The sequence below is a fragment of the Stenotrophomonas sp. GQ19 genome, assembly GCF_059758695.1.
In genome coordinates this window covers 207272-233457 of the sequence record NZ_JCAXES010000006.1, presented here as the reverse complement: position 1 = coordinate 233457, position 26186 = coordinate 207272, and the positions used below count along the sequence as shown (strand labels likewise).

Below are 26186 nucleotides of genomic sequence, written 5' to 3'. Positions count from 1 at the left end.
CCGGGTTCAGTGCCCGGTGGCGGCCATGAAGCGTTCGCGGTCCTGCTGGGTGCGCCGGCGGATTTCGGCCAGCGCTTCGTTTTCGGTGGCTTCCAGCATGGATTCGAACAGGCGCTGGAAGTGGTTGCGCATGGCCAGCCGTGCGGCAGCCGGGTCGCGCTGGCGCAGGGCGTCCAGGATGGCGGTGTGCTCTTCGTCGCGGGTGTCGTCGTCGTTGTGGCAGACGTTGGCATACACCTGCTTCACCCGCGGCAGTTCGTTGCGCATGCGCCAGATCAGCTGCACGCAGTGCTCCACCACCGGGTTGCCGGCAATGCGGGCAATGGACAGATGGAACTGGCGGTCGGCTTCGCTGGCGGCGGCCTCGCCCGAGGCCGGGTCGACCATGGCGGCGATCAGGCCGGCCAGGTCCTGCAATTCGGCGTCGGTGATGCGGCTGGCGGCCATGGCCGCCGCTTCGGCCTCGATCACCGCACGGGCGGCGGTGAGGTCGAAGGCAGACACGTCCGGCAGCGCGCCGGGGGCCTGCGACGGGCGCGCCTTCACATATACGCCCGAGCCGGTCTTGATGGTGATCAGCCCCTGCGCTTCCAGCGCGATTTCCGCCTCGCGCACGGTCACCCGGCTGACGCCGAGGCGTTCGGCCAGGTCGCGTTCGCCGGGCAGGCGCGAGCCCGGCGGGAATTCGCCCTTCTCGATCAGCGCGACGATTTCGGCGGCAATGGACTGGTAGAGACGGGGTTCGGACATCATCAAGACCTGGCTGTACGGTGGCTGGGGACCATCATGCGACCCGCGCCCTCAGAGAGCGGCGCGGTTGGGAAAACCGCGCCACTGACCTCAGAAGCGGTAGCGCACCCCGAGATAATAGCGCCGCCCGTAGGTGGTGTACTCGCGGAAGCTGCCCAGGATGGGCATATCCGACACCCGCGGCTCGTCGGTGAGGTTGCTGGCCGACAACGACAGCGACAAGTGCTTGTTCACTTTGTAGGTGGCGCGGAAGTCGAGCGAGCCATTGTCGCGCACGTAACGGTTCTGCGACGGGTCGCCGACGAACTGCTGGTAATAATCCGAGCGGTATTTGTAGATGGCCTGCAGGTCCAGCTTGCCCAGGCCCCAATACACCTGGGCCGAGGCCACGTGCTTGGACAGGCCGAAGATGTTGGCCGGCTCGACGATCCCGGGCGTGAAGACGCCGGTGATGGGGTCGGTGGACTCGCCCAAGCGCAGGTCTTCGGTCTTGAAGTTGGAATGGGCGTAGTTGTAGCTGGCCTTCACGCCCAGCCCGGAGAAGATGCCCGGCAGGTAGCTGAAGCTGTGCGAGCCGGTGAGCTCGAAGCCGATCAGGTCGCTTTTCTGGTCGCTGGTGGCCAGCTGCTCCACCGGCACGGTGACGCTCTGGCCGTCGATGTCGAAGGTTTCGCCCACCACCACCGGTACCGAGCCGCCGTTGAACTGCTTGTAGTAGATCGCCGTGGACAGCATGGAATCGGCGTTGGCATACCACTCCAGCGAGACGTCGGCGTTCCAGGACATCAGCGGCTTGGCGCGCGGGTTGCCGGTAGCGGTGATGTTGCCCAGCGCCTCGGCCACCGTGCGGAAATCGGTATCGGCCTCGTCCAGGGTGAAGCTGCGGCCAAAGCCTTCGGCGGCCAGGTCGGGGCGCGACATGGCGCGGTAGGCACCCACGCGCAGCAGCAGGTCCGGGTGCAGTTCGAAGGCGGCGTTGAAGCTGGGCAGCCATTCGGTGTTGCTGGACTTGAGGATCTGCCGGGTGAAGTCGCCGGTGGGGCGCAGGGTCACGCTGCCATCGGGGTTGTTGATGACATCCAGGCCGCTGCGCAGGCCCACCGAGCGCACGTCGGTACGCACGCCGCGCACGCCGATGTTGCCGGTGACCGGCAAGCCGAACCACTCGCTGCTGTAGTCGCCCATCAGGTAGAGGGCGTTGGTTTTCTCGGTGACATCGTTGTTGGCCGGGTCGCGCAGGTCGGCGCTCAGGCCGGTGTCGTCCACGCCGGTGAAGGCGTTGAACAGGCAGCGGCTGTCGAAGCTGGCCCACTGGTCGATGGTGTTGCCGCTGGCGTTGGCCAGGAAATCCTTCTGCGGGAATTCCTGGCGGCAGGCGCGGTTGGCCGCGCGGATGGCGGCGACATTGGTGGTGGTGATGTCGCGGGTGTTGGTGAAGTCGGTGTAGGTGGCTTCGGAATGGCGCACGCCGCCCTTGATGGCGGTGAAGAAGCCGCTTTCCGGGGTGAACGCTGCATCGAAGCGCTGCGCGCGGATGGTGTGCTCGCGGCTCTGCTGGCGGCGGCGGATCAGCGCCGAATCGGTGTAGTTGTCCGGGTTGTTCACGTCGAACGCCGGATCCAGATAGATGCTGGGCACGTCGCCGCTGTAGTCGTAGGTGTAATCGACGTAGCGGGTGTTCTTGATGCCGCCCACCGGGTTGCCGTTGACGTCGGTACGGCCGGCGCGCAGGCGGGTGGAACGCTCGATCTGGTCGCGCTGGGTGTTGGAGTAGGACAGGTCGGTGGACAGCGTCCAGGCCGGGGTGGGCCGGAAGATGACGTTGAAGCCGCCGCCGGTGTATTCCTCCTTGCGCTCCAGGAAGTTGCCGGTGGAGTCGATGGTGGTGCTGCCGGTGTGGTGCAGCAGCGCGCCGTCGTCGGTGACCACGCGGTTGTTGAGGTTGCGCATCATCGACGACAGCGACAGGTCCGAGCGGTCTTCGGTGTAGTCGCGCTTGGAATGCTGGTAATCGAAGTTCACTTCCACCGTGTCGTTGGGGCGCCACTGCAGCGCGGCAAACTGTGAGTCGCGCTTGTCGTGTTCGATGAACTGGCGGTAGATGCGGCTGCTGGGCACCAGGTAATAGGGCACGCCGTTGGCGACCTGGTTGCCGTTGACCTGCGTGCAGTTGCGGGTGGCGCCCACGGTTTCACGGCCGTCGCAGGCCACCCACGTGGAGCTGCTGGAGAACATTTCTTCCGGGTTGCTGCCCTGCAGGGCCTGCACGCCCACCGAGACGCCGAGCTTGCCGGCCCCGCCCATGTCGAACTGGTCGATGTAGCTGGCGGTACCACGCCAGCCCACGCCGTCCTTGTCCTTGAGGCGGTCGTCGTAGTCCTGCCAGGTGCCGCGGCCGTCCACCTGGATGGTGCGCTTGCCGTATTCGAGCGGCTTGACCGTTTCCATGTTCACGGTGCCGGCCACGCCGCCTTCGACGAAGTCGGCGCGCTGGGTCTTGTAGATGGCCACGCTGTTGATCAGTTCGGACGGGAACTGGTTGAAGTTCACCGAGCGGTCGCCGCTGCCGTTGGTGGCTTCGCGGCCGTTGAAGGTGGACGAGCCCAGGAACGGGCCCAGGCCACGGATGGAGATTTCCGACGCCCCGCCCTTCTCGCGATGGGTGGAGGCACCGGTGATGGTTTCGATGGCCTCGCCGATGGACAGGGCCGGCAGGTCGCCGATGTCCTCGGCAGCGAGCACGTCGGACACCACGGTCTCTTCGCGCTTCTTGTCGATCGAGGTCTGGATGGTGCCGCGCACACCGGTGACCTGGACCTGGTCCAGGGTGGTGGCCTGCGCGGGCGGTGATTCAGCCTCCTGTGCGTACACCAGCGGCACGGCCGCGGTGACAGACAGGGCATACAACAGCGCGCCATGCAGCGCGGTGCGGCGGAGGCCTCGTGGCGAGGCCGTACGGCGGTCATGCAACATCGTGATCTCCCTCCCAGGATGGATCGTCCGATTACACGGATTCGATCCGGACAATTCACGGTTGCTGGACCAATGTCAATGAATTGGTACTAAAGTCTACCCCTGTGATCCGACTAGACCACTTTGGGCGAATTTAATGTGCGGATGCAGCAGAAATATGCGCAACCGGCCTACCACATGCACCTAAAGTGGTATGCGATTGTGGTTGACGCGCGCTGCGCCCGACCTGTTACGATCCGGACTCGCGTTGGACGCCACGGTTGATCTGGGAGGGTAAGCCTGTGACTTTGCACCATTCGCATGCGCCATGGGCGCTGCGCCCGCTTGCTGCGGCATTGGCCACGGGCCTGTTGTTGGGCGCCCTGCCCGCCTTCGCCGCCGATCACCTGGTCCACGACGCTGCCGCCTATGCGCAGGTGGCCAAGAACCTGCAACCCGGCGATAAGGTGATCCTGGCCGACGGTGTGTGGCGCGATACCGACCTGCTTCTGCGCGGCACCGGCACAATTGGTCAACCAATTAAGTTGACGGCGCAGACCCCTGGCAAGGTGATCCTCAGCGGCCAGTCGCAGCTGCGGCTGGCCGGCAGCTACCTGGAGGTGTCCAACCTGGTGTTCCGCGATGGCTGGGCGCCGGGCAGCGAAGTGGTGTCCTTCCGCGCCTCGTCCAAGGAATGGGCCACCCACAGCCGGGTGACCGGGGTGGTGATCGACGGCTACAACAAGCCGGACCGCCAGCAGTCGGACAACTGGGTGGGCATGTACGGCCAGCACAACCGCTTCGACCACAACCAGCTGGTGGGCAAGACCAACGCCGGCACCACCCTGGTGGTGGTGCGCAACGCCACCAGCGGGTTGGACAACCGCCACCGCATCGACCACAACTGGTTCGGCCCGCGCCCCAACCTGGGTAGCAACGGCGGCGAGACCATCCGCGTGGGTACCAGCACCGACTCGCAGTCCAACGCGAATACGGTGGTGGAGAACAACTGGTTCGAACACTGCGACGGTGAAGTGGAGATCGTGTCCAACAAGTCCGGCGGCAACCTGTACCGCGGCAACGTGTTCTTTGAATCGCGCGGGTCGATGGTGTTGCGCCATGGCCACGGCAACGTGGTGGAGCGCAATGTGTTCCTGGGCAACAACAAGGCCCACACCGGCGGCGTGCGGGTGATCAACCGCCACCAGATCGTGCGCGACAATTATTTCGAGAACATCGCCGGCGACAACTTCGCCGCCGCGCTGGCGGTGATGGCCGGCACGCGCGACGCGCCACTGAACCGCTATGAGCAGGTGGACGACGCGGTGATCGAGCGCAACAGCTTCATCAATGTGCGCCAGCTGTTCCTGGGCGCGGGGCTGGACGATGAGCGCAACGCCATGCCGGTGAACAGCCGCATGGCCGGCAACCTGTTCATCGGTGATGGCAAGAACCCACTGTTGCGCAGCCAGGGCGACTTGGGCGGCATTGCCTTCAGCGGCAACGTGCAGAGCCCCACCGTGTCGCCCGGCTTCCCGGCCGGTGTAAGCGCGCGCCAGGTCACCCTGCAGCGCGCGGCCAACGGCCTGCAGTACCCGGTGGAAACGGTGGCCGCAGGCGCCCCGCGCGACCTGGCACCGATCGCCCGCGACCAGGTGGGCGTGGCGTGGTACCCGAAGGAACTGAGCACGGTGGCGCTGGACAGCGGCAGCGTGCGCAAGGTGGCCCCGGGCGAAGACACCCTCACCCGCGCCATTGCAGCCAGCGCCCCGGGCGACCGCCTGCAGCTGCAACGCGGCCAGTACCGGGTGGACCAGGTGCTGGGCGTGGACCACCCGCTGAGCGTGATCGGGCCGGCGCGTGGCCAGGCCCGCCTGCAGTTCACCCGCCCCAGCCTGTTCGAGATCCGCGCGGGCGGTGCGTTGAAGCTGTCGCGGCTGGACATCGATGGCGCCCTGGCGCCCGATGCCGCCGGCAACGCGGTGGTGCGCATCGCCCCGGGCAGCCAGGCGTTCAACTACACCCTGCATATTGAAGACAGCCGTATCCACGGGCTGACCGCCAACAAGGCCTTCGACGTGGTCAACGCCGGCAAAGGCAGCCTGGCCGCGCGCATCACACTGCGCAACACCACGGTGGACGACATCAGCGGCAGCGTGATTGCCGCCGCCGCCGAGACCGACGACCTGGGCACCTACAACGCCGAGCAGGTGGAGATTGTGGATTCGCACTTCACCCGCATCGGCGGGCCGCTGCTGAACCTGTACCGCGGCGGCACCGACGAGAGCACCTTCGGGCCGTCGCTGCTGTTGCAGGGCAACCAGCTGCAGCAGGTGGGCGTGGCCGATGACACCAGCCTGCGCCTGCAGGGCGTGCAGCAGGCCACGCTGGTGGACAACCAGTTCGCGCACAGCGGCCGCGTGCGCTTCAGCCACCGCGTGGGCGAGCCCCACCTGCGCGTGCGCAACAACGTGCTTACCGCCACGGCGGCAATGCAGTCTGATACTCCAGCCGAGACCCTGCCATGACGCGTTCCACGCCCTTGATGCTGCTGCTGGCCGCGTCCTTCAGCGCCGCTGCACTGCCCGCCGTTGCCGCCGCACCGGCCGCCACCCAACAACCGACCAGCGCAGGCAGCGCGCCGGTACTGGTGACCGCCGCGCAGTGGCAGCAGATGCGCAGCGACGGCACCCGCTACCCGGTGTTCACCAAGGAACAGCAGCGCGCCGAACGCCTGGTGCGCGGCATGATCAAGGCCGGCATCGATGTGCCGGTGCCCAAGGACAAGGGCGGGGGTTACACCCACGAGCAGCACAAGCGCAATTACCAGGCCATCCAGGCCGCCGGTGCGCTGTACCGGCTGACCGGCGACAAGGTCTATGCCGATTACGCACGCGACCTGCTGCTGGGCTACGCCAAGCTGTACCCCGGGCTGGGCGCCCACCCGCAGGGGCGCGGCCAGATTCCCGGCCGGCTGTTCTGGCAGACGCTCAACGACTCGGTGTGGCTGGTGAGCGCGGTGCAGGGCTACGACGCGATCCGCGACAGCCTGAGCGCCGCGGACCGAAAGACCATCGACGACAACGTGTTCCGGCCGATGGCCGACTTCCTGAGCGGTACGCCGGAAAACTTCGACAAGATCCACAACCACGCCACCTGGGCGGTGGCGGCGGTGGGCATGACCGGTTACGTGCTGCGCGACCCCACCTATGTGGACAAGGCGTTGAGGGGCAGCAAGCGCGATGGCAGCGCCGGATTCCTGAAGCAGGTGGACCAGCTGTTCTCGCCTGATGGCTATTACGAGGAAGGCCCCTACTACCAGCGCTATGCACTGGCACCGTTCATCCTGTTCGCCAATGCGATCGAGCGCAACGACCCGCAGCAGGGCATCTTCAAGCGCCGCGACGGCGTGCTGCTCAAAGCGGTGGATGCCCTGGTGCAGAGCAGCTACGGCGGCTACTTCTTCCCGATCAACGACGCGATCCTGGACAAGGGCCTGGACACCGAAGAGCTGGTGGCCGGCATCGACATCGCCTACGCGCGCACCACCGATGCGCGCCTGTTGTCGGTGGCCAAGGCGCAGAAGCGCGTGCTGCTGTCGCCCGAGGGCCTGCAGGTGGCCCAGGCGCTGGCACAGGACAAGGCCACGCCGTTCGCGTTCGTGCCCACGCTGCTGCGCGATGGCCCGGACGGCACCGAAGGGGCGCTGGCGATCCTGCGCATGGGCGGTGAGAACGGCCAGGCACTGGTGATGAAGAACACCAAGCAGGGCATGGGCCACGGCCACTTCGACAAGCTCAACTGGCTGTTCTACGACAACGGCCAGCGCGTGGTGACCGACTACGGCGCGGCGCGCTTCCTCAACATCGAGGCCAAGGCCGGCGGCATCTACCTGCCCGAGAACAACAGCTGGGCACGCCAGACCATCGCGCACAACACGCTGGTGGTGAACGAGCAGAGCCACTTCGGCGGCGACTGGAAGAAGGGCCAGCCGCTGGCCCCGACGCCGCTGCTGTTCGCGACCCGCGACGACACCCAGATTGCCTCGGCACGCATGGACAGCGCCTACGACGGGGTGAGCTTCACCCGCACCCAGCTGCTGCTGGCCCACCCCTCGCTGGGCGAGCCGGTGGTGCTGGACCTGCTGCGCGTCAATGGCAGCAAGGCGGCACGCTACGACCTGCCGCTGCACTTCAACGGCCACATCATGGATGTGGGCTTCAAGAGCCAGTCGGCGGTGGCCAGCCGCCCGGTGCTGGGCAAGGCCAACGGCTACCAGCACGTGTGGGTGGATGCCTCCAGCGAGCCCAGCAGCGAGGCGCGCAGCCTGACCTGGCTGCTGGACGGGCGCTTCTACACCTACCGTTTCGCCAGTACCGCGCCATCGCGGGCGCTGATCGGCGAGAGCGGGGCCAATGACCCGTCGTTCAACCTGCGCCGCGAACCGATGCTGCTGCAGCGTGTGGACGGCCAGGCCGCCACCACCTTCTATGGCGTGCTGGAGCCGCACGGCCAGTACGACGGCACGGCCGAGACCGTGCGCGGTGCCAACAGCCGCATCGATGCCATTGCGCATTACCGCGGCAAGGATGCCGACGTACTGGTGCTGGACCTGGCCGGTGGCAAGCGGGTGGCAGTGGGCATTGCCGATGAACCGGACAAGGCCGGCAGCCATGAAGTGAGTGGCGGTGGCCACAGCTGGCGCTGGGACGGCGGCTGGAAGCGCTTTGACAGCAGCACCGGCAAGGACAGCAAATGAAAGTGACCACGCAGGCCCGTACCTACGTCCGTTGGCTGATCGTGGCGCTCATCGCCATTGCCACGGTGATCAACTACATCGACCGCAACGCCCTGGCGGTGATGTGGCCGCAGATTTCCAAGGATGTGGGCGCCACCAAGGAAGACTACGCACTGCTGGTGACGGTGTTCATGCTGTTCTACGCCGCCGGCCAGTTCGTGTTCGGGCGCCTGTTCGACATCATCGGCACGCGGCTGGGCTTTGCGCTGTCCATTGCGGTGTGGTCGATCTCGATCGCGCTGCACTCGGTCACCCACTCCATCCTGTCCTTCAGCCTGGTCCGCGCGATGCTGGGCATCAGCGAGGCCGGCGCCTGGCCGGGTGCGGTGAAGGCCAACGCTGAGTGGTTCCCCGCGCGCGAGCGGGCCTTGGCGCAGGGCGTGTTCAACGCGGGCGCGTCGATCGGCGCGATCGTGTCGGCGCCACTGATCGCAGTGCTGTTCCTGTGGCTGGGCTGGCGCGGCACGTTCATCCTGATCGGTGCGATCGGCTTCATCTGGTTGCTGCCGTGGCTGATCATCTACCGCGCCGGCCCGGACAAGCACCCGTGGGTGAGCGCGGCCGAACGCGCGTTGATCCTGGATGCACCGACCGAACAGCCGGCCACGCCCAAGGCCGAGTACGTGCCGAGCATGCGCCAGCTGCTGGGCCATCGGCAGACTTGGGGCATCCTGATTTCGCGGTTCTTCCTGGACCCGATCTGGTGGCTGTTCGTGTCCTGGCTGCCGCTCTACCTGGCCGACACGTTCGGCTTTGACATCAAGCAGATCGGCATCTTCGCCTGGGTGCCCTACGTGGGCGCGATGATCGGCAGCCTCGGTGGCGGCTGGTTGTCCGGCCGCCTGATCGGCGCCGGCTGGAGCGTGGACAAGGCCCGCAAGGTGGTGATCACCCTGGGCGGCGCGATCATGGCCCCGGCGTTGCTGGGCGCAGTGCTGGCCACCGACCCGGTGTGGGCGGTGGTGACGATCGCCTTCGTGCTGTTCGGCTTCCAGATCGCCATCGGCAACATCCAGACCCTGCCCGGCGACATCTTCAGCGGCAAGTCGGTCGGCTCGGTCGCCGGCCTGGGCGGCATGGCCGCAGTGGCCGGCACGCTGATCACCACCTGGCTGGTGCCGGCGATGACCCACGAGTCCTACGCACCCATTTTCATCCTGGTGGCCGCGCTGGTGCCGGCCTCGCTGCTGGCGCTGTGGCTGGTGACCGGCCGCGTCGAAAAACTCGACGGCCCGGCCCAGCCGCGCTGAACCCCTTCTTTCCTTCCCCCAACGCACTACTGGAGTTTTCCATGACCCAATTCAACAACAAGGTGGCCATCGTCACCGGTGGCGGCCGTGACATCGGTCGCGAGATCTCGATCAAGCTGGCCGCCGCCGGTGCCAAGGTGTGCATCAACTACGCCAACGACGAAGCCAGCGCGCAGGACACGCTGAAGCAGATCGAGGCTGCCGGTGGCACCGCCATCGTGCACCGCGCCGACGTGACCGATGCCAAGGCGGTGGCCGGCATGGTGGCCGCCACCCAGGCCGCATTCGGTGAGCGCATCGACGTGCTGGTGAACGTGGCCGGCGGCATGGTGCAGCGCCGCCCGCTGGCCGAGATCGACGAAGCGTTCTTCCACAAGGTGATGGACCTCAACATGAGCTCGGTCTACCTGACCACCCACGCGGTGGTGCCGCACATGGCCGAGGGCGCAGCGATCGTCAACTTCGCCTCGCAGGCTGGCCGCGATGGCGGTGGCCCGGGCGCGGCGATCTATGCCACCGCCAAGGCCGCGGTGATGACCTTCACCCGCGCCATGGCCAAGGAACTGGGCCCGCGCGGGATCCGTGTCAATGCGCTGTGCTGCGGCATGATCGCCACCCGTTTCCACGATGAATTCACCAAGCCGGAAGTGCGCACCGCCGTGGCCGGCAACACCCCGCTGCGCCGCCAGGGCCGCCCGCAGGAAGCAGCCGACACCGCCGTGTACCTGGCCTCCGATGCCGCCGGTTTCATCACCGGTGCCAACGTGGACGTCAACGGCGGCACCTACTTCTCTTGATCCGTTTGCTTCGCTGACCGCCTGGGAGGGCCGCCATGCTGCGCTGGACCACTGCACTTTCGATTGCACTTGCCACCAGCGCCGCTGCGCTGCCCGCCCATGCCCAGGTGTGGGTGCCGGCATGGACCGCCTCACCCGCACCGGACCGCCAGGACGGCACCCCGGAGGCGCCGGTACAGTTCGCGCACCAGACGGTGCGCCAGGACATGCGGCTGGCCAGTTCGGCCACCGCGCTGCGCTTCCGCATCAGCAATGAACTGGGCGATGCGCCGCTGACCATCGGCGGCGCCTCGGCCCAACGCACCGGCACGGCCACCCCGGCCAAGCTGGTCACCTTCAATGGTCGCAGCGAAGTGGTGGTGCCGGTGGGCGCCGCCCTGCTCAGCGACCCGGTGGCGATGACGGTGCCGGCACTGGCCGATGTATCGCTCACCGTGTACTTCCCGCAGCCCACCAAACCGGCGGTGCGCCGCACCGCGCTGCGCATTGCCGACGGCCGCCTGGCCGAGGTGGGCGACAAGGTCAAACTGGCCTACCGGCAGAACGTGGTGTCGGCGGTGCTGGCCGAACGTGCCAGCAAGCCCGTGGTCGTGGTCGCCCTGGGCGATTCGATCACCGAAGGCGCCACCGCCACGCGCGGCAGCAACGGCGACTGGCCGGCGCTGCTGGCCACCCGCCTGCAGCAGGCCTGCCCGGACCAGGTGGTGGTGGTGAATGCCGGTATCAGCGGCAACAAGGTAATGGACCACGGCCGCAGCCACAGCGCGCTGGCGCGGCTGGACCGCGACGTGATCGCGCTGCCGAACGTCAGCAAGGTCATCGTGTTCGAAGGCATCAACGACATCCGCCACGACGGCGGCACCCCGCCCACCGCCGGCCGCAATGCCGAGGACATGGTGCTGGGCTACCGGCAGATCGCCGAGCGCCTGCACGGCAACGGCATCGGTGCGATCGCCGCCACCATCACCCCGTTCGGCGGCTCGGACCGCTACGAGCCGACCTCGGCGGCCACCCGCACCACCCTCAACACCTGGATGCGCGGCGGCCGCAGCGGCTATGACGCGCTGATCGACTTCGACGCGATCCTGCGCGACCCGGCCAACACCGAAAACCTGCCCGAGGACATCACCCGCGACCACCTGCATCCCAACGATGAAGGCTACCGGCGCATGGCCGCCGGCATCGACCTGGGCCTGCTGGGGTGCCGGGCACGATGAGCGGCCAGCAGTTCAAGGTGGCGGCCTCCAGCGGCCAGCGCTGGGATGCGCTGGCACTGGGCGAGGTGATGCTGCGCTTCGACCCGGGCGAAGGCCGCGTGCGCAACGCGCGCCAGTTCAACGTGTGGGAAGGCGGCGGCGAGTACAACGTGGCGCGCGGGCTGTGCAGCACCTTCGGCCACCGCAGCGGCGTGCTCACCGCGTTGCCGCGCAACGAACTGGGCGCGCTTGCCCAGCAGCTGATCCAGGCCGGTGGCGTGGATACCAGCCAGATCGTCTGGCGCGACTACGACGGCATCGGCCGCAACACGCGCATGGGCCTGAACTTCACCGAGCGCGGCTTCGGCGTGCGCGCGCCGCTGGGCATTTCCGACCGCGCCTACTCGGCCGCCTCGCAATTGCAGCCGCACGAATACGACTGGGACGCGGTGTTCGGCCGCGACGGCGCCCGCTGGCTGCATACCGGTGGCATCTTCGCCGCGCTGTCCGAGCACAGCGCGCAGACCGCCATCACCGCTGCGCAGGCCGCACGCCGCCACGGCGTGGCGGTGTCCTACGACCTGAACTACCGCGCCAGCCTGTGGGACAGCCACCCCGACCCGGACGCGGCGCGCCACGCCAACTGCGCCATCGCCGCCGAGTGCGCCCTGCTGGTGGGCGATGAGTATTCCTTCGCGGCGTGCCTGGGCATGGACCTGGCCGACCTGGGCAAGCGCGAAACACCGATGGACGTGGGCCCGGCCGATGCGGCTGCACAGCGGGCGCTGCAGCGCTTTCCGAACCTGCAGGCCGTGGCCTTCACCCTGCGCGACGCCAGCAACGCGGCACGCAACGGTTGGGCGGGCGCACTGCGCACGCGCGACATGCTGTTCGTGTCGCGCCGGCGCGAGGTGGACCTGCTGGACCGGGTGGGCGGCGGCGATGCGTTCGTGGCCGGCGTGGTGCATGCGCTGCTGGCCGGCAAGGGCGAGCAGGTGGCCGTGGAACTGGGCGCGGCACATGGGGCGCTGGCGATGTCCACGCCGGGCGACACCGCGTGCACCAGCCTGGAGGAAGTGGAAGCGGTGGCGCGCGGGGATGCGGCGGCGGCCAAGCGCTGACCCGTTGGGTGGGCTCAGCCCGCCGCTGACAGCTGTGCCAGGCCCTGGCGCGCGGACAGGGTCAGCGGCGTGGGCAAGGCGTCGGGGCTGAACCAGCCCAGCGCCAGCAGCACCTCCGGTTCCTGCAACACGGCAACGGTGTCATCCAGGGTGCGCGCCAAGTAGACCGGCGCGATCCAGTGCTGCTGCAGCGCCGGTTCAAAATGGTCCACCACGCACAGCAGCCGTTGAATGGCCACGCGCAGCGCGGTTTCTTCGTGCACTTCGCGGACCACGGCAGCTTCGACGGTTTCCATCCAGTCCACCTTGCCACCCGGCAGGCCCCAGTGACCCTGCTCGGGCGGGCGCCCGCGCTGGACCAGCAACACCGCGCCATCGGCGCGCTGGATGACCGCACCACAGCCCACGCGCGGCTGGTGGCGGACAGATGCCTCAGCCATGCGCCTGCTCCCCCAGCACCTGCATCGCCACCGTCACCGCGGCCAGCAGGCGGGCACGGCTGGCGCCGTCGCGGGCCTGGGTGGAAATGCCGTGCAGCACCGTGGCGAAGTAGTCGCCCAATGCCTGCACGTCCGCGCCATCGGCCAGTTCGCCGGCGGTGGCAGCCTGCTGCAGCCGCGCGATGATCTGCTGGGTGCGCTGGCGGCGGTGTTCGGCCAGCCAGTCCATCACCGTCTCGTTCTCCGGTGCGGTACTGGTGGCCGCCGACACCACCAGGCAGCCCTGCGCGCGCCCACGCTTGGTATAGGTGAGCACGGCGTCGTGCAGCATGCGTTCGATGGCCGGGCGCACCGCCTGTTCGCGCAGCGCGCGGTCGGCAAAGCCCCCGTCGCCGGCTTCGTACAGCGCCACCGCCTCGCGGAACAACTGCTCCTTGCTGCCGAAGGCGGCGTAGATGCGCGCCGAGGCGATGCCCAGTGCCTCCACCAACGCCGACATCGACGTGCCTTCGTAGCCACGCGCCCAGAACAGCAGCATGGCCTGCTTGAGGGCGTGGTCTTTGTCGAATTCGCGGGGGCGGCCGGCCATGGGGCATCACTACGGAAAGAAGCGGTGCGGCAATTCTAGCGATACCCGGCGTTGACCGGGGCAAACTTGCGGCCTATTCTTTGTCGCTCGACAAACAATAAGGCGACATCCAATGCGCACCATCCAAGGCCCCAGCCTGCACCTGGCCCAGTTCAGTGCAGACCAGCCCCCCTTCAACGACCTGCCGTCCATTGCCGCCTGGGCCGCCAGCCAGGGCTTCAAGGCCCTGCAGATTCCGGCGTGGGACGAACGCCTGTTCGACGTGGAACAGGCCGCGCACAGCCAGCAGTACTGCGATGACATGATCGCCATGCTGGCCGGCCACGGGCTGGTGATCAGCGAGCTCACCACGCACATCTTCGGCCAGCTGGTGGCGGTGCACCCGGCCTACGACGCGCTGTGCGACAGCTTCGCCCCCGCCGCCCTGCACGGCGACCCGGACGCACGCAGCGCCTGGGCGATCGAGCGCATCAAACTGGCGGCCAAGGCGTCGCAGCGGCTGGGCCTGGACCGCATCGGCACCTTCTCCGGTTCGTTCGCCTGGCCGTACCTGTTCCCGTTCCCGCAGCGGCCGGACGGCCTGATCGAGGCCGCGTTCGAGGAGCTGGCCCGCCGCTGGCTGCCGATCTTGGACGTGTGCGACGCGCACGGCATCGACCTCTGCTACGAGATCCACCCCAGCGAAGACCTGCACGACGGCACCAGCTTCGAGCGCTTCCACGCCGCGGTGGGCGGCCATAAGCGCTGCCGGATCCTGTTCGACCCCAGCCACTTCGTGCTGCAGCAGCTGGATTACCTGAGCTTCCTGGACATCTACCGCGACTTCATCGGCATGGTCCACATCAAGGATGCCGAGTTCAATCCGAGCGGCCGCCAGGGCATCTACGGCGGCTACAGCGGCTGGACCGAGCGCGCCGGGCGCTTCCGTTCGCTGGGCGATGGGCAGGTGGACTTCAAGGGCATCTTCTCCAAGCTGGCCCAGTACGACTACGACGGCTGGGCCACGCTGGAGTGGGAGTGCTGCCTGAAGAACCAGGAAGACGGTGCGCGCGAGGGCGTGGCCTTCATCAACGCGCACATCATCACCGTGACCGACCGCATCTTCGACGACTTCGCCGGCGCGCCGGTCAGCCGTGCGCAGATCCACGGCATGCTGGGGATCCACTGATGACCACCTCACTGGACAGCATTACCCACCGCCACGTCCGCATCGACGGCCGCAGCGTGCATTGCGCGATCCTGGGCGAGGGCCGGCCGGTGCTGCTGATTCCCGGCTGGCCGCAGACCTGGTACGCCTGGCGGCACATCCTGCAGGCGCTGGCCGCACAGGGTTTCCAGGCCATTGCAGTGGACCCGCCCGGCACCGGTGATTCGGACACGCCGGCCCACGGCTACGACACCGGCGCCATCGCCGCCACCCTGCACGCGGTGATGCAGCAGCTGGGCCATGCGCGCTACCAGGTGGTGGGCCATGACGTGGGCATGTGGGTGGCCTACGCGCTGGCCAGCGACCAGCCCGATGCCGTGCAGCGGCTGGCCATCACCGAGGCGGTGATTCCCGGGTTGGCCGAAGCTCCGCCGGTGTTCGTGGCCCCGGAAGACAACATCTTCCTGTGGCATTTCATGTTCAACCAGGTGCGCGACCTGCCCGAAGCGCTGATTGCCGGGCGCGAGCGCGCCTACCTGACCTTCATGTTCGACCGCTGGGCGCACCGCCGCGAAGCGGTGGCGTGCGAGGTGTACATCCGCGCGTATGCGGCGCCGGGCGGGCTGAGCGGTGGGTTCGGCTATTACCGCGCCATTCCCGAGACCATCCGCCAGAACCAGCAGCGCGCACGCACCCCGCTGGCGATGCCGGTGCTGGCCATCGGGGCCGAACATGCCACCGCCAACATGCCCATGGACACCATGCGCGCGCACGCCGCCGACCTGCGCGGCACCATGATTGCCGACTGCGGCCACTTCGTGATGGAAGAAGCCCCGCAGGCCTTCCTGGACCAGCTGCTGCCGTTCCTGCTGCCGGACGGCGCGGTATGAGCCTGGACCCGGATATCGCCCGTTTCCTGCAGACCCTGCCACCGCCGGAGGTGGTGGCAGGGTTGACGCTGCAGCAGATCCGCGCGGCCAGCGAAGCTGCCCTGCCCGCCCTGCAGGGCCCGTTGGAGCAGGTGGCTGACGTACGCGATTTCAGCGTGACCACCGGCGATGGCCATGCCCTCACCGTGCGCGCGTACTGGCCGGCCGGGCATTGCCTGGGCCAGGCGCGCCCGGGGCTGCTGTTCGCCCATGGCGGCGGGTGGTTCCAGTGCTCGCTGGCGGTGTACGACCGTCCGTGCCGGGCGCTGGCCAATGCCACCGGCTGCGTGGTGCTGGCGGTGGACTACCGTCTCGCGCCGGAGCACCGCTTCCCGATTCCGCTGGACGACGTGTACGCCGCGCTGTGCTGGAGCCATGCCCAAGCCGCGCAGCTGGACATCGACCTGACGCGATTGATGGTGGGCGGCGACAGTGCCGGCGGCAACCTGGCCGCAGCGGTGGCCCTGCTGGCGCGCGAGCGCGGTGGGCCGCCCATCCACCACCAGCTGCTGCTGTACCCGGCGCTGGACACGGCCATCGACACCGACAGCCACCGGCAGTTCGGCGAGGGCTATTACCTGAGCACGGCGTTGATGCAGCGGTGCTGGGACGCCTACCTGGGCGACGGCGTGGCCAACGCCGATGGGCGGGCGGTGCCCGCGCGGGCGCATGACCTGCGCGGCCTGCCGCCGGCCACCGTGCTGGTGTGCGCGTACGACCCGCTGCGCGACGAAGGCGAGCAATACGCCGCGCGCTTGGCGCAGGCCGGGGTGGCGGTGCACTGCGAGCGCCTGCCCGGCATGGTGCATGCGTGCCTGCACCTGCTGGGCACCGCGCCGGCATCGCGGGTGCTGTTGACGCGCAGCGCGGCGCTGTTGGCCGCTGCGATCTGAGCCAGCCGACGCTGCGCCCACGAAAAAGGCCCGGCAATGCCGGGCCTTTCCTGCCACGCCGATCAGGCGCGTGGCGATGCGGTCACGCTGGAATTACCAGCTGAAGCGCGGGCCGACCGACCATTCCTTGTCACCGTGGCGATCCATCTTGATGTCGCCATTGATGCCCCAGTTCTGGTTCAACTTCACCTGGCCACCCAGGCGGCCGTAGAACTGGCCATCCGGATTGATGCCGTGCTTCTTGCTGAAATCTTCATAGCCGGCCATTGCGTAGACTTCGGCATGCTGGCCGAACGCGGTGCGGATACCGGCTTCGGCGCTGTAGCCGTTGAAGTCCAGGCCATGGCGCGGGTCGTACTTGTTGTAGGCAACGCGGCCCACGAAGTCGGTGCTGTTGCCGATTTCCTGGTTGTAGCCCACGCCGACGCGCCACTGGTCGGTCTTGGCGTCGTCCAGGTCGCTCTTCTGCTGGTTGAACTCACCAAAGGCGTGGAAGTTCGGCAGGAACGCGTAGGAACCCTTCACGCCCCAACCATCGGCCTTGCCGCCGTCTGCGTCGGTCTTGACGTAGTCGCCTTCGGCGTAGTTGTAGGACAGGCCTTCAGCAGCGGAAGCGGCGAACGGCAGGGCGGCGGCAAGCGCCAGGGCAATCAACGAAGTCTTCATGGGGGTACACCTCTGTCTTGAACTACTTGCAGCTGACGCGGACGTCGGTTGCATCGGAAATGTAAATTCTCCGTTATTCGACACAACCCGCCCTGAAGTGAGCCCCCTTCACCTGCGTGAATTTTTGGCAGGGGTTCAGTTGCGCTGTGACATACGCGCGCGCAGATTCCAGCGGAAAAACAGCTGCCGGGCGTGCATGTGGGGTGAGGAGCGATGCGCGTGGACGGTGCGAGGCACCTGCCGGCGCACGGCGGCGGCGGCAACAAGCGCGAGGAGGATTCTGGTCACGACGATGCCCTTGCGGGGCGTCACGCGCTGGGGAAGCCGCTCTTGGGGAGTAACCGGCTAACGCGTCCATCTCCGTGTTGCACCGCTCGGCGCAGGGTGTGCGACAAGGTGCAGGGCCTTGGGGAAAGGTCCTGCCCGGCGACCCCATAGTGTGCTGAACGCGTCAGCTGGAATATCAGGATGTTCCGCTCCCTCGTTAGGATTTTTCTGACCCCCCGTACGGAATCTCGCCGCCGCGTATCCCGTAAGTCATTGAACGCGTTGGCATTGGCGTGAATTGAGGCGCACTGCCATCACGCCGGCCGCGCGCTCGTGGGCGCATTGTCGATCTGCCCCTTCCCCGCACGTCGTATGTCATGAAGGCGCCCGTTCCGGTGCGCCATCGCCCACCCCTGGAGGCAGCCATGTCCTATATCGACGGTTTCGTGCTTGCAGTACCCACCGCCAACAAAGAGAAGTTCCTTGCCCACGCCCGCGAAGGCGATGCGATCTGTATCGAGCACGGCGCGCTGCGCGTGGTCGAATGCTGGGGCGACGATGTGAGCCACGGCAAGCAGACCGACTTCTTCCGCGCCGTGGAGGCCAAGGACGATGAAACGGTGGTGTTTTCCTGGATCGAATGGCCCGACAAGGCCACCCGCGATGCCGGCATGCAGAAGATGATGGAAGACCCGCGCATGAACCCGGAAAACAACCCGATGCCGTTTGACGGCAAGCGCATGATCTACGGCGGCTTCGTGCCGGTGGTGGAACTGGGCGGCAAGTAGGCGCGCAGGCAGGGGCAGCGCGTCCACGTCTGGATGCGCTTGCCCGGTTGGCCGGTGCGCGGCATGCTCAAGGCCCACCGGCCAGGCCCGGCGGCTCGTGCCGCGATGGGCGCCGAACAGGAGCTGCATCGATGACAGAAGGATCTGCACCGCGCCACCTGCAGGTGCTGGCCGGGATGCTGGGGCTGCTTGGCGTGAGCCTGGCGCCGGCGATGGCCGCGCCCACCGCCGAGGACTACGCGCGCGCCGAACGGGTACTGGACGGACACCTGCGCGGAAAAGTGCGCAATGCCACGGTGCTGCCGAACTGGCTGGACGATGGCCGGTTCTGGTATCGCCATCAGACAGCCCGGGGCAGCACCGATTACCTGCTGGTGGACCCCCGCGTGCCCTCGCGCGAGCCGCTGTTCGATCGCGCGCGGTTGCGCGTAGCGCTGAAGGCCGCTGGTGCTACCGACGCCGACCAGGTGCTGCAGCAGGTGGCCAGCGTCACCACTGCGCCCGATGTTGCCGCGCTGCAGCTGGTGCTGCGCAGCGGCGCCGCGCAGGGCCTGCAGTGCACGCTGCCGGCCTACCGGTGTGCAGCAGTCGCGCTGCCCGCACCCAACCCGCAGGCGCTGACCGCACCGGATGGACAGCGGGCCGTGGTGGTACGCGACCACAACCTGTGGCTGCTCCCGGCCGGAAAGGCACCGGCCATTTCACTCACCCAGGATGGCGAGGCGTCAAACGGCTACGGCGTGCTGCCCGATTTCGCGCTGCGCGGCATTCCCTATCGCGAGGGCCGGCTACAACCGCCGCCGTTCGCGGTGTCGTGGGCGCCCGACGGCAGCCGCCTGTTCGGGGTGCGCTATGACGAGCGCCACGTGCAGGCCTATCCCTACCTGGCCACTGCGCCGGCGCAGGGCGTTCGCCCGGTGCTGCACCAGGTGCGGTTGGGCTTGCTGGGCGATGCCGAGCAGGTCCGCGATGCGTGGTTTGTCACCGACGTGGGGGCAGCGCGCACGCAGACCATCCCCGTGCCCGACGGCTGGCACAGCCTGACCGAGGCCGGTGTACTGGGCTGGTCGCGCAGGGCGGACAAGGTATACACCGCGATCGTGCGGCATGACCGCCCGGCACGGATCCGGCTGGTGGAAATCGACCTGCACCGACACACCGTGCGCACGCTGCTGGAGGAAACGTCCAGCACCCGCGTACAACTCAACAGCTATCCCTACAACCGCGCGGCGGTGCGCGTGCTGCCGGGCCGCAACCAGGTGGTGTGGTTTTCGCAACGCGATGGCTGGGGCCATCTGTATCTCGTGGACACCGCCAGCGGCGCGGTGATCCGGCAGCTGACCCGCGGCCCTTGGCTGGTGCGCGATATCGTCGGCATTGATCCGGACGAGCAGCAGCTGTACTTCAGCGCGGGCGGGCGCGAGCCCGGCGACCCCTACCAGCGCCGCTTGTACCGGGTGGCGCTGGACGGTGGCGAGCCGGTGCTGTTGACCCCCGAGGCGGCCGACCATGCCATCGATGCGGGGGCGGGCGCGCTGATGGGCGGGCGTGACCCGCAGCTGCTGGCACCCTCTGGCCGCTGGGTGGCGGACAGCCACTCGACCGTGGCCGAGCCGCCCATCACCGTGCTGCGCGACACACGCGATGGTCGTGTAGTGCTGCCCCTGGAGCACGCCGACGACAGCGCCGTGCGCGCGGCCGGCTGGCAGCCCCCGCACCGGGAGCAACTGCTGGCCGCCGACGGCCACACCCCGATCTACGCCACCGTATACCTGCCACCCGGCTACACCGCCGGCGGCCGGTACCCGGTGATTGATGCAATGTACGGCGGGCCCCACGTGAGCAACGCGCCGGTGGGTTACCTGGACGCCACCGCCACGATGAATCCGGTGGCGCGCGCCAGCCTGGCCCAGCTCGGCTTCGTGGTGGTCAGCATCGACGCGCGTGGCACGCCCGGCCGCTCCAAGGCGTTCCACGACAGTAGCTTCCTGACCGCTGCCGACGTGCAACTGGACGACCACGTTGCCGCGATCCGGCAACTGGCAGCGCGGTACCCGGGCATGGACCTGGCGCGGGTGGGCATCTACGGGCACTCCTTCGGGGGCTACAGCGCCGCCCGGGCACTGTTGCGCCATCCGTCCTTCTACCGGGTGGGCGTGGCGTCGGCGGGCAGCCACAGCTTCCAGGGCATGTACGGCGGCGGCATCCACGGCATGGACCGACTGGTGGGGGGACAGCCGGTGTATGCCGACGGCAGCGCGGTGCGACCCGATGCGACGGCGGTGCCTGCGTTGTTCCAGCCGCTGGACAACAGCGCGTTGGCCGCGCAGCTGCAGGGCAAACTGATGCTGGTGTATGGCGACCTGGACGAGAACGCCATGCCGGCGCTGACGCTGCAGCTGGCGCGCGCGCTCAACGCCGCCAACAAGGACTACGACCTGCTGTACCTGGCCAATCAGGACCACGAATTGTTCCGCAACGATACGTACTACATGCGCCGCATGTGGGATTACTTCGTTACCCACTTGATGGGTGCCACGCCGCCCGCCTACGAACTGGGCAGGCATCACGACGGCGCGTGAGGTCAGCGCGGCGCGGTGTCGTCGTCGTGATGGGCGCTGCCGGCGCCCATGCCGCCACCGCCCATACCGCCCATGCCTCCGCCACCGCCGCCCGCTTTGCCCCCGGCCTTGTCGGCCTCGCCCTTGCCCTTCGCGCCGGGCGCGGGCCGGGCCGGACCCTGGCGCGGAATGGCCACACTGGCGGGAATGGGCGCCAGATCGAGTGCTTCGCGGATGAAGTTGCGCAGCGACACCACCAGCTCGGCGGTCTGCACCGGCCTGCCCTGCGCCAACTCGGTGGCGGCGGTGGCGGCCAGGCGCACCTGGTCGTCGGTGCCGAGCAGGATGATGTCTGACAGTGCCGCCTCCACGGCATCGCGAATGCGCCGTGCACGGTCGCTGCCGGTGCCCCCATCGACCGGCAACAGCATTGCATCGTCCGGGGCATCGGCCGCGGCCGGCTGCCGCAGGTCGCGCAGATGGCGCGGATCGACGTGCAATGCGCCGGTGAAGGAACCACCGAGGGTCTTGTAGGCGGCGATCAACGTGCGTAGCCGCTCGTTGATCTGGCGGTTCTCACGCTCGCGACGCTGCTGCATGGTCTGCATCACCAGCAGCCGGATGCCGACGCCGATCAGGGTGATGACGGCCAGCCCGAGCAGGGTGGAGAGCATGGCTTGCCAGGAGCTGAAGTCTAGACCGCGCATGGGAATCCGGGAGGCGGCGGGGGTTTGGCAACGATAGCTGGCGTGGGGTGAAGCGGTGATGCAGCCGAACTACCCCTTGCTGCGTGGGCGGCGCCCGTACACAGGCCTCGCTGGATGGGTGGCTCAGGTTCGACGCACAAGGGTCTCAAGGAACAACGCGAAGGAGTCCGCGAAATGCGTGTAGCTGCCATCGTTGTAGTCGAACATCGTTGTAGTCGAACCTGAGGATGGAGTATTCGCCCTCGCTCAAGCCGGTGCGGGTGTCGTAGTAGAACGCCTCCTCCGTGTCTGGCACGTGCAGCGCGATCAGTCCCTTCGGCGCGACGCCGTCTACCGCATCCAACCTGGCGTAGTAGCTCAGGTCGTCGTCTGCGAGATCGCGGTGCTCCGGGGCGCAAAGCGTCAAGACCGGGTAGCTGCAAACCAGGAGATTGCCGTAGGTCTGCAGCCAGCATCTGTACGTTGCAGGCAACGGGCGGCCAAGCTCCCGCTCGGCGTCTTCGACCCACTCAGACGCTACCTGGCGCCCGGGGAACACCTTGGCTCGCGAACACTGCGCTAGCAGGGCGTCGAGAGGCTCAAACATTGCCGGTCATCCTTTGTGAATCCCGGGGTGTTTGGGCTTGTGACTGGCGCTCGGACGTTGCTCCCCAAATGACACGTTCAAAACGTCTGGTCCGGTCTGTGTCAACGCTGTTGCTCTGCAGCCTCTTCCAACCACTGCTTGAAGACTTCCGAATCAGTGTCGTTCAGCCGAGCCACTCGCTCAACGTTGGAAGGCACTGGAGGCATGATCTCCACCGCAACAAGTAGCCTGCTGCGACGCTGCCCTGCGCCGAATGCGCCCTCTCCATCCAATTGGCGTGCGGCCTGCTCTACAGCATCCATACGGAGCTCAATCTCTTTTTTCCACTCATCGACGCCGAGCTCTTGAAGGTTCGGCCTGGCGACGAAGGGCGCGCGAAGCTTCTCAGTGTATTCGCTCCCAAAGTCAACGTATGGAGAATCTGCATACGACCACTTCAGATCCGCAGCTACCTCTGGGCCTTCGCCACTCTCGTCCACTGCCCTTGCAAGCGCCTCTTCAGACCAAGCTGAAAGGAATGGCGCGTGGCCTTCCTCGGTCATGACGAAGGTGCAGTAATAGAAGTTCTCACCACCTCTAAACAAGTCCAGCAGCGCGGGCCGAAATGTCTTGCAGACCAAATTCACCAGACCATTGACACCTTCCATCTTAAAATCTCACCGAAGCGCACTCAGTACCGGGCCGAGGGTCATGCCAGCTGCACTCCGCGGCAGAGCGACGCTCTCGAGGCCATCCACCAGCCATTCCGTAACCCGCCGACCAACGTCCTCTTCGGGCGACTCCCGCGCATCCGCACTCGGTATGCTTACGAAGATCTTCAGGCGCCGTCGCTGCTTGAAATAGCGCGCCTCAACACTCGGTGCTGCGGGGGAAATGTCGGTGATGCTACCGCCGATATGCAGCGTTATATCCATAACATCAAGGCCCGCCAAGGAAACCCCATCCAGTGCAACTTTCAAACGTTTGCGAGCATGAACTACGCCTGCAAGGAACAGGACGCCGACCTCGGGGCCGCCCAAGCGGGCGGTTAGTGATACTTCCATGAAGCCCCCAGCGTACGTTGGACAACGAGTGCCATACTCGTTCCAGGTTGCCGCCTCACCGGACCACTACGTTGTCGGTGATACAGCCCGCCAATTGGTCCATCGAGGTTCCCCCCAGGAACTTGCTGCCGGCGACGGATCCAGTGAACAGCTTGACGTCCGAGAAGCCACAGTCCTCGAACGTGCAGCTGATGAAATGCACATCGGACAGTGTTGCACCGGCGAAGTTACATGCCGTGAACTTACAGTCCGTGGCGAATGACTTGGATAGGTTCGCCCCGGTGAAGTCGCAGCGCACGAACTCTCCGCCCATCCTAGCGCCCGAGAGCTTCGCTTTGACAAAGCTGCAGTCACTGAAGCTACGCCTTACGAAGACGTTACGCATGTCAACCCGATCAAGCCGACACCTCTCCATCTCGGACTCATTGATGCTGGCACCCTCTTTGAACAGGACGTCAGAGAGATCGACATTGCTCACTTTCAGGTAACGCAAGGGTTCAGCGAGGGTCGCCCCGCGAAAGTCGGCCATGCCTAGTTCGGTGAGGCCAAAGGGCGACTCCGGCATAGGCCCCAATTTGAACGACTTCGCAGCGTCGTAGAGCTTCTTCTCGACCAGCCTCAGCTGCTCAACCTGCCACCTGCTGCGAGCTTCTTTAGCAAGCATCCATCACTTCCTTTAGCCTCCTGCACTACAGGAATGCCGAGCATACCTTTACAGCATGATTCAACGCGATCACAGACCTTCGAACGTTTGGGACGGGGGTGCGTATCCAGGCCACATCACATGCCTCAGTCGCGTCAATAATGGAGGTAGTCAGCCTCATGTGGCCAAGCGCTCGTCCAACTGGTCTGCCACGTATTCCGCGAACTGAGGCATGGAAGACGAGCAGCCCTGCGAGGGACACGCAGAAACAATCTCGCCATTCAATTTCAAATACGTTCGATGGGCAGGCAGTCCTCGATAGAAGATCAGTGAGTCAAGATCTGGCAAAGCATCGAGCACACCGCGCTTCAGAACGGGCCACGCGCCTTCTTCAATACGCAACGTAACTATGTTGTGAACTGGCATGGCGTCACCGAAATCGAGAAGCAACGCCGGGAGCTCTGGAGCATCCAGCCTAAGCGCGAAGAACTGAGCAAGGCGCCACCTGTCTGAAATGTGTATCAAGCGCCCCACCCCATACCCGCCCGACGGAAGCGGAATCGCAAACACGTCACCAACCGCACTCTTGATCTTCTTCGCCATTTCAGCCACTCGAACTCAACGCTAGACGTCGATGCTTAGCAGAGATCACCCATGAATTGTAGTCAATCACAAGCCTTCAAACGTAGGGAGCAAAGGCGCATACCCGGGCCCCATCACATCCTTGATGGATTCGCTGCAAAGCTTCTCAAGCAGTTCGCCCATTGACTCTGCCGCATACCGAAGACCCGCCATTCGAGCACCAATACAGTAGATCGAATACTCATCCCCGCACTTTTCATTGAGATCCCAGACGAAATATTCACCATTCTCGCTGGCCGCAAAGGGATACAGGCCGCTGGCGACCATCTCATCGCCGTCATGCTCGAACTCGAAGCACCCCTCGGCGGCGGCATCGTCTATGAAGCCTTTGACGCGCGCACCCTGAGCGAGAACGGAGTCCGGATGCTCCGGCACGCCCGAATAGATGATGACCAGGCCACCAATGCGGCCATACCCGTGCGTCGCTGCGAATTCGCAGTAGGACTCTGGCAGCCTACAGCCCGCTATTCGGACGGAGCTAAGCGCCCTCCTAGTTGCAATCGAACTTGACAATGCGATTGTTCGGAAGGTCATCTCTCGTTATTCCATCGTTCGCATCGAGTGCCAGCCCGATGTACTACGGAGCATCGGGACCTAGCGATCTATCCAATACACGCTGCAAACGTGGCTCCAGCCTATCCACACCCATTGTGCCCGAGCCTACAATTATCAGCTTCTCAATCTTCTTCAGCTCATTGAGGACTTCGATGTTTTCGATCTTGTTGCAGTACTGAATGTTCACGCTCGTCAGTTCCGACTGGCTTTTTAGCGCACCAATATCTACCAACTTCGAGAGATTCTTTAGCTTGATGGACTTTAGCGACGCAAGCTGCTCGACCCCATCCAGATTCACCAGGGAGTTCCCTCCCAAGAGACCGATAGTTTGAATGTCCTCCGAAGCAAGGACGTCGAAGATTTTATTTCCGTTCGGAACGCTCAGGAGGAACATCTCTCGAATCGGAAGCTTCAGAGCCTCCAGCACATTGGACAAATTTTTGTTTGGATTGATGTGGATGGATTCAAGAGAAGGGAAGCTGGCCGCATCGAACTTGATGGATGGCATGGCCACCAGTTCCTTCAGTTTGGGCAAGGTCACTTTTGGCCAACTCAGTGTCCTAAGATCATTCGATATCTGCAACACCTCAAGGGATTCGGGCAGATCGCCATCCGAAAGCTTGGCCCACGCGGCGTTGTCTACCTCGTCGCTCGCAAATAGCGAATGGAGATTGACCATTGCGGAGAGAATTTCAGGAATTGTGGAAATCCCTACGCCGGGCGGAGCCCAGAGCTGCGCACTCTCGACCCCAGCAAGGAGCTTTGAGTCAAACGGCCGATTGTAGAAAATTGGCTCCAACTTGCGACCAGGGTACTGTTCAAAATGGTCGCTATGCATCACCACACACTTCGTCTGTTTCATATCA

The 26186-nt window shown here is 66.0% G+C and carries 24 protein-coding genes; 11 read left to right on the top strand and 13 right to left on the bottom strand.

The features are described from left to right. Nucleotides 1-6 precede the first annotated feature (6 nt). Together AC6CHL_RS13405 and AC6CHL_RS13400 are read right to left on the bottom strand one after the other, a co-directional pair. Nucleotides 7-750, bottom strand: coding sequence for a FadR/GntR family transcriptional regulator (locus AC6CHL_RS13405; protein WP_038692607.1), 744 nt, complete (start codon nucleotides 748-750; stop codon nucleotides 7-9). 90 nt (nucleotides 751-840) lie between these two features. Continuing rightward, nucleotides 841-3723, bottom strand: coding sequence for a TonB-dependent receptor (locus AC6CHL_RS13400; protein WP_447591478.1), 2883 nt, complete (start codon nucleotides 3721-3723; stop codon nucleotides 841-843). 281 nt (nucleotides 3724-4004) lie between these two features. Between AC6CHL_RS13400 and AC6CHL_RS13395 the strand changes: the two genes are divergently transcribed. The 6 genes from AC6CHL_RS13395 to AC6CHL_RS13370 are packed head-to-tail and all read left to right on the top strand — an operon-like array spanning nucleotide 4005 to nucleotide 12864. Next, complete coding sequence (locus tag AC6CHL_RS13395; protein WP_498294774.1) at nucleotides 4005-6230, top strand: polysaccharide lyase 6 family protein; 2226 nt, start codon at nucleotides 4005-4007, stop codon at nucleotides 6228-6230. After that, entirely contained in the window at nucleotides 6227-8461 is a 2235-nt protein-coding gene (locus tag AC6CHL_RS13390) for an oligoalginate lyase (protein ID WP_498294773.1), read from the top strand. Before AC6CHL_RS13395 ends, AC6CHL_RS13390 begins: the two co-directional genes overlap by 4 nt. Next, the gene (locus tag AC6CHL_RS13385; RefSeq protein ID WP_038690999.1) at nucleotides 8458-9750 is read left to right on the top strand and encodes an MFS transporter; all 1293 of its coding nucleotides are present in this window, start codon (nucleotides 8458-8460) and stop codon (nucleotides 9748-9750) included. Before AC6CHL_RS13390 ends, AC6CHL_RS13385 begins: the two co-directional genes overlap by 4 nt. A gap of 41 nt (nucleotides 9751-9791) precedes the next feature. After that, the gene (locus AC6CHL_RS13380; protein ID WP_314402652.1) at nucleotides 9792-10547 is read left to right on the top strand and encodes an SDR family NAD(P)-dependent oxidoreductase; all 756 of its coding nucleotides are present in this window, start codon (nucleotides 9792-9794) and stop codon (nucleotides 10545-10547) included. 35 nt (nucleotides 10548-10582) lie between these two features. Next, nucleotides 10583-11764: a GDSL-type esterase/lipase family protein gene (locus AC6CHL_RS13375; protein WP_448132844.1), complete on the top strand. Its 1182-nt coding sequence runs from the start codon at nucleotides 10583-10585 to the stop codon at nucleotides 11762-11764. Beyond that, nucleotides 11761-12864, top strand: coding sequence for a sugar kinase (locus tag AC6CHL_RS13370; protein ID WP_498294771.1), 1104 nt, complete (start codon nucleotides 11761-11763; stop codon nucleotides 12862-12864). The genes AC6CHL_RS13375 and AC6CHL_RS13370 overlap by 4 nt, the downstream gene beginning before the upstream one ends. A 14-nt stretch (nucleotides 12865-12878) precedes the next feature. Here the strand turns inward: AC6CHL_RS13370 and AC6CHL_RS13365 are convergent, their stop codons facing one another. Both AC6CHL_RS13365 and AC6CHL_RS13360 read right to left on the bottom strand, forming a co-directional pair. Beyond that, the gene (locus AC6CHL_RS13365; protein WP_498294769.1) at nucleotides 12879-13304 is read right to left on the bottom strand and encodes an NUDIX domain-containing protein; all 426 of its coding nucleotides are present in this window, start codon (nucleotides 13302-13304) and stop codon (nucleotides 12879-12881) included. Continuing rightward, on the bottom strand, nucleotides 13297-13893 hold the full coding sequence (locus tag AC6CHL_RS13360; protein ID WP_498294768.1) for a TetR/AcrR family transcriptional regulator: 597 nt from the start codon (nucleotides 13891-13893) through the stop codon (nucleotides 13297-13299). Before AC6CHL_RS13360 ends, AC6CHL_RS13365 begins: the two co-directional genes overlap by 8 nt. A gap of 112 nt (nucleotides 13894-14005) precedes the next feature. On the opposite strand from AC6CHL_RS13360, the gene AC6CHL_RS13355 reads away from it, so the two are divergent. The 3 genes from AC6CHL_RS13355 to AC6CHL_RS13345 are packed head-to-tail and all read left to right on the top strand — an operon-like array spanning nucleotide 14006 to nucleotide 16862. After that, nucleotides 14006-15061, top strand: a complete 1056-nt coding sequence (locus AC6CHL_RS13355; RefSeq protein WP_498294767.1) for a sugar phosphate isomerase/epimerase family protein — start codon at nucleotides 14006-14008, stop codon at nucleotides 15059-15061. Further along, nucleotides 15061-15930 carry an alpha/beta fold hydrolase gene (locus AC6CHL_RS13350; protein ID WP_498294765.1) on the top strand — a complete coding sequence of 290 codons (870 nt, stop codon included), beginning with the start codon at nucleotides 15061-15063 and terminating at the stop codon, nucleotides 15928-15930. The genes AC6CHL_RS13355 and AC6CHL_RS13350 overlap by 1 nt, the downstream gene beginning before the upstream one ends. After that, a complete protein-coding gene (locus AC6CHL_RS13345) occupies nucleotides 15927-16862 on the top strand; it encodes an alpha/beta hydrolase (RefSeq protein WP_498294763.1) in 936 nt (311 codons plus the stop codon). Before AC6CHL_RS13350 ends, AC6CHL_RS13345 begins: the two co-directional genes overlap by 4 nt. A gap of 93 nt (nucleotides 16863-16955) precedes the next feature. Here AC6CHL_RS13345 and AC6CHL_RS13340 read toward each other — a convergent pair whose 3' ends face one another. Then, nucleotides 16956-17528 carry an OmpO family porin gene (locus AC6CHL_RS13340; protein ID WP_038691013.1) on the bottom strand — a complete coding sequence of 191 codons (573 nt, stop codon included), beginning with the start codon at nucleotides 17526-17528 and terminating at the stop codon, nucleotides 16956-16958. A gap of 692 nt (nucleotides 17529-18220) precedes the next feature. Between AC6CHL_RS13340 and AC6CHL_RS13335 the strand changes: the two genes are divergently transcribed. Continuing rightward, nucleotides 18221-18583: a DUF1428 domain-containing protein gene (locus AC6CHL_RS13335; RefSeq protein WP_137191826.1), complete on the top strand. Its 363-nt coding sequence runs from the start codon at nucleotides 18221-18223 to the stop codon at nucleotides 18581-18583. Between the two features lie 131 nt (nucleotides 18584-18714). After that, nucleotides 18715-21165 (top strand): S9 family peptidase, encoded by a 2451-nt coding sequence (locus AC6CHL_RS13330; RefSeq protein WP_498294761.1) that lies wholly within the window; start codon nucleotides 18715-18717, stop codon nucleotides 21163-21165. A gap of 2 nt (nucleotides 21166-21167) precedes the next feature. Here AC6CHL_RS13330 and AC6CHL_RS13325 read toward each other — a convergent pair whose 3' ends face one another. The 8 genes from AC6CHL_RS13325 to AC6CHL_RS13290 all read right to left on the bottom strand — a co-directional run bounded on the left by AC6CHL_RS13325 (nucleotide 21168) and on the right by AC6CHL_RS13290 (nucleotide 26182). Then, nucleotides 21168-21851 carry a hypothetical protein gene (locus AC6CHL_RS13325; protein ID WP_137191827.1) on the bottom strand — a complete coding sequence of 228 codons (684 nt, stop codon included), beginning with the start codon at nucleotides 21849-21851 and terminating at the stop codon, nucleotides 21168-21170. A gap of 145 nt (nucleotides 21852-21996) precedes the next feature. After that, nucleotides 21997-22437 (bottom strand): SMI1/KNR4 family protein, encoded by a 441-nt coding sequence (locus AC6CHL_RS13320; protein ID WP_498294759.1) that lies wholly within the window; start codon nucleotides 22435-22437, stop codon nucleotides 21997-21999. A gap of 101 nt (nucleotides 22438-22538) precedes the next feature. Continuing rightward, nucleotides 22539-23084, bottom strand: coding sequence for a DUF4303 domain-containing protein (locus AC6CHL_RS13315; RefSeq protein WP_498294758.1), 546 nt, complete (start codon nucleotides 23082-23084; stop codon nucleotides 22539-22541). A 9-nt stretch (nucleotides 23085-23093) separates the two neighbouring features. Continuing rightward, entirely contained in the window at nucleotides 23094-23480 is a 387-nt protein-coding gene (locus AC6CHL_RS13310) for a hypothetical protein (protein ID WP_498294756.1), read from the bottom strand. Nucleotides 23481-23535: 55 nt separating this feature from the next. Beyond that, a complete protein-coding gene (locus tag AC6CHL_RS13305; protein WP_498294754.1) occupies nucleotides 23536-24144 on the bottom strand; it encodes a pentapeptide repeat-containing protein in 609 nt (202 codons plus the stop codon). 156 nt (nucleotides 24145-24300) lie between these two features. After that, a complete protein-coding gene (locus AC6CHL_RS13300) occupies nucleotides 24301-24726 on the bottom strand; it encodes an Imm26 family immunity protein (protein ID WP_498294752.1) in 426 nt (141 codons plus the stop codon). A 66-nt stretch (nucleotides 24727-24792) separates the two neighbouring features. Further along, nucleotides 24793-25299, bottom strand: a complete 507-nt coding sequence (locus AC6CHL_RS13295; protein ID WP_498294751.1) for an SMI1/KNR4 family protein — start codon at nucleotides 25297-25299, stop codon at nucleotides 24793-24795. Between the two features lie 43 nt (nucleotides 25300-25342). Then, nucleotides 25343-26182 (bottom strand): hypothetical protein, encoded by an 840-nt coding sequence (locus tag AC6CHL_RS13290; RefSeq protein ID WP_498294749.1) that lies wholly within the window; start codon nucleotides 26180-26182, stop codon nucleotides 25343-25345. Nucleotides 26183-26186 lie beyond the last annotated feature (4 nt).